The following is a 3,487-nucleotide window of genomic DNA, read 5'->3' on the forward strand; positions in this document are numbered from 1 at the left end:
GCAAGATCGAAACCCGCCGGCTGGATGCGAAGGACCGTACGCCGCTTTCAGCGGAGGATCCCAACATCGTCGCTGTTGCCGCCGATTTTGCCATTGAAGGCGAGCTGCTGCCGGTATTCGATCTCGACGATGCAAAATCGATAGCCGACTTCATCGAGCGCACCGCCGGGCTCGTTGCTTGAGCGCTGACGCAACGGCAGAATAGCCTTGCCCATTTTTATGGTTTTGCAGTTGCTTTTTTCTTGGAAAGAGTGGGAGTATCGCGCCAGCGGGCGGTCAAAAGCACCGCCCCACAGAGCCGTTCGGAACGACGGCCGGGACCATAAAGAGAGGACCATCATGCGTATTTCACTGCGTATCGCGCTTGCCGCATCGGCCGCGCTGCTGACACTCGGCGTCGCCCAGGCCCAGGAAAAGACCCTGAGGATCGGCACCGAAGGCGCCTACCCGCCCTTCAACAACCTTACCGCCGATGGCCAGCTCGTGGGCTTCGATATCGACATCGCCAAGGCGCTTTGTGATGAGATGAAGGTCAAGTGCACCTTCGTCGCCCAGGATTGGGACGGCATCATTCCAGCCCTCCAGGCCGGTAAATTCGACGCCATCGTCGCCTCGATGTCGATCACGCCGGAGCGCAAGGAGAAGGTCGACTTCTCGAACAAATACTACAACACGCCCTCGGCGATCGCCGTGCCGAAGGACAGCACGCTGAAAGGCGTGACCAAGGAAGATCTCGCCGGCAAGACCATCGGCGTCGCCACCACCACCACGCATTTCAACTATGCCTCGAAGACCTACACCGACAGCACCGTGAAGGGCTATCCGAGCAGCCCCGAGGAGCAGGCCGATCTTGCCAATGGTCGTCTCGACGCCATCGAGGACGATATCGTCGTGCTGCAGCAGTTTCTGGACTCGCCTGACGGCGCCTGCTGCAAGATCCTCGGCCAACCTTCGCCGCAGCCGGTCGAGATTTTCGGGCCTGGTGCCGGCATTGCCGTACGCAAGGGCGAAACTGACCTGGTCAACAAGCTCAATTCGGCCATCGCCGCCATTCGCGCCAATGGAAAATACAAGGAAATCAACGACAAGTATTTCAAGTTCGACGTCTACGGCGCCGAGTCCTGATAAGCCAGTTCAAGACGGCGGGGAATTTCCCCGCCGTCTTTCTATTCGTCTTGGGAATGCCGTGGGGATAAGACCGGTCGATGCCAGCCCAGAGCATATGGACACTTCTCAGTTGGGGACCTGAAGGCTGGCTTGACGATATTGCCTATGGCGCACTGATCACCATTGCGTTGGCGCTTGCCACGCTGCCCATCGGATTGACGATCGGCTTTTTCATTGCACTCGCCAAGCAGTCCGAAGAACCGTCGCTGCGCCTTGCCGCCAACATCTACACCACCGTCTTTCGCGGCCTGCCAGAACTGGTGACGCTGTTCCTGTTCTTTTTCGGCATGCCGATCCTGCTGCAGCATCTCGTCAGGTATTTCCGGCCTGACGTCACCATCGACGTCAACAGCTTTGTCGCCGGCATGATCGTGCTTGCACTGATCTTCTCCTCCTATGCCAGTGAGGTTTTCCTTTCCGCCTTCCGCGCCATTCCCAAAGGCCAGTATGAGGGCGGCTATGCCATCGGTCTTTCGAACTGGCTGACCATGCGCAAGGTGATCGTGCCGCAACTGCTGCGCATCGCGTTTCCTGGACTGGAGAACTGCTGGCTCAGCCTGCTCAAGGACACGTCGCTGGTGTCGGTCGTCGGCCTGGCCGAGACGCTGCGCAATGCCAGCATTGCGGCCCGCGTCACCAAGCACGCTTTCCTGTTCTTCGGCGTCGCCTCGCTGGTCTTTCTTGGCCTGGCCGTCCTGTCGTCCTTCGCCACCAATGCGATCCTGCGCTCGCTTGGCCGGCGGGAGGCGCAGCGATGAGCGCCACGGCCACCATGGTCGAACGTCCGCCGCCACGGGCGCGCGGCTGGCCGCGCAGGCGTATCGCCGGTTACGCGCTGGTGGGCCTATGGATTTTGTTCGGTATCGGCATCGTCAGCTATCTCTTCCTTGCCTGGAATCCCGATTTCTTTGCCAAATATGCGCCGGCTTATCTGAGCGGGCTTGGGGTCACGCTGGCGCTGGTTTCCATATCGATGGTACTCGGCGCGATCCTGTCGGTGCCCGTCGCTTACGGGCGCATGTCCAGCAACCGGATCCTGTCCGGCCTCGCCTATTGCTACGTCTATTTCTTCCGCGGCACGCCGCTGCTGGTCCAGACCTATCTGGTCTACTACGGATTGGGCTCGTTCCGCGTCGAACTCCAGTCGGTCGGCCTCTGGGATTTTTTCAAGGACGCGTTCAATTGCGGCGTCTTTGCCTTTGCGCTCAACACGGCCGCCTACCAGGCGGAGATCCTGCGCGGCGCCATAGAGAGCGTGCCAAGAGGGCAATGGGAAGGGGCGGCCTCGCTTGGCCTGCATAAACTGCAGACGTTGCGCAAGATCATCCTGCCGCAAGCCCTGATCGTCGCCTTGCGGCCCTATGGCAACGAACTGATCCTGATGGTCAAGGCGTCCGCCATCGTCGCCATCATCACGGTCTACGATCTGATGGGCAATGCCAAGCTCGCCTTCGCCAACTCGTTCGACATCCAGGCCTATATCTGGGTCGCCCTCGTCTATCTGGTGATGGTCGAGATCTTGCGGCATGGCGTCGAATGGATCGAGCGCCGGATCACCGTTCACCTGAAACGCTGACGATTTTCAATTCGGCTGCACCAGTCGATCAGGCTCTACGCGTCTTGACGAATTGAGCGCAGAGCCTAGAGCTTTCGCAGCAAATTCCGTTTCCATTCTGAAGGGCAAGCTCATGGCATCTGTGGCATTTCTCGGTCTTGGCGTGATGGGCTATCCGATGGCCGGACACTTGAAGAACAAAGGCGGCCATGACGTCACCGTCTACAACCGCACCAAGGCCAAGGCCGAGCAATGGGTTGGCCAGCATGGCGGTAGCCTGGCGGCGACCCCTGCGCAGGCCGCCGAGGGCAAGGATTTTGTGTTCTCCTGCGTCGGCAATGACGACGATCTGCGTTCGGTGACGACCGGTCCGGAAGGCGCCTTCAAATCGATGAAGAAGGGTTCGGTCTTCATCGACAACACCACCGCCTCGGCCGAGGTCGCTCGCGAGCTGGCGGCGGCGGCGCAAGCCGGCGGGTTTTCGTTTCTCGATGCGCCGGTCTCGGGCGGCCAGGCCGGCGCCGAGAACGGCGTGCTGACTGTCATGGTCGGCGGCGAGCAGGATGCGTTCGACAAAGCGAAGCCTGTCATCGACGCTTTTGCCCGCATGGTCGGCTTGATGGGGTCGGCCGGTGCCGGCCAGCTCACCAAAATGATCAACCAGATCACCATCGCCGGCCTCGTCCAGGGCCTGGCCGAAGGCATCCATTTCGGCAAGAAGGCCGGGCTCGACATCGAGAAGGTGATCGAGGTGATTTCCAAGGG

Annotated in this window: 4 protein-coding genes and 1 pseudogene; all 5 read left to right on the forward strand. The window is 60.3% G+C overall.

The features are described from left to right. Positions 1 to 182 (forward strand): annotated as a pseudogene (locus EN991_RS24670) (molybdopterin-guanine dinucleotide biosynthesis protein B); the annotation flags it as partial. 157 nt (positions 183 to 339) lie between these two features. Beyond that, on the forward strand, positions 340 to 1,125 hold the full coding sequence (locus EN991_RS24675; RefSeq protein ID WP_013531705.1) for an ABC transporter substrate-binding protein: 786 nt from the start codon (positions 340 to 342) through the stop codon (positions 1,123 to 1,125). Positions 1,126 to 1,205: 80 nt separating this feature from the next. Then, the gene (locus tag EN991_RS24680) at positions 1,206 to 1,925 is read left to right on the forward strand and encodes an ABC transporter permease (RefSeq protein ID WP_024503306.1); all 720 of its coding nucleotides are present in this window, start codon (positions 1,206 to 1,208) and stop codon (positions 1,923 to 1,925) included. Further along, positions 1,922 to 2,743 (forward strand): ABC transporter permease, encoded by an 822-nt coding sequence (locus tag EN991_RS24685; RefSeq protein ID WP_024503307.1) that lies wholly within the window; start codon positions 1,922 to 1,924, stop codon positions 2,741 to 2,743. The genes EN991_RS24680 and EN991_RS24685 overlap by 4 nt, the downstream gene beginning before the upstream one ends. Positions 2,744 to 2,855: 112 nt before the next feature. Next, positions 2,856 to 3,487 (forward strand): NAD(P)-dependent oxidoreductase (locus tag EN991_RS24690; RefSeq protein WP_245461069.1); only part of this gene is annotated, 632 nt, incomplete at its 3' end.

It is taken from the genome of Mesorhizobium sp. M7A.F.Ca.US.005.03.2.1, from assembly GCF_003997795.1.
GTDB lineage: Bacteria > Pseudomonadota > Alphaproteobacteria > Rhizobiales > Rhizobiaceae > Mesorhizobium > Mesorhizobium ciceri.

Excerpts from the sequence above, each read along its gene's own strand:
- EN991_RS24675 (WP_013531705.1), top strand. The coding sequence starts at position 340 with ATGCGTATTTCACTGCGTATCGCGCTTGCCGCATCGGCCGCGCTGCTG.
- EN991_RS24680 (WP_024503306.1), top strand. The coding sequence starts at position 1,206 with ATGCCAGCCCAGAGCATATGGACACTTCTCAGTTGGGGACCTGAAGGC.
- EN991_RS24685 (WP_024503307.1), top strand. The coding sequence starts at position 1,922 with ATGAGCGCCACGGCCACCATGGTCGAACGTCCGCCGCCACGGGCGCGC.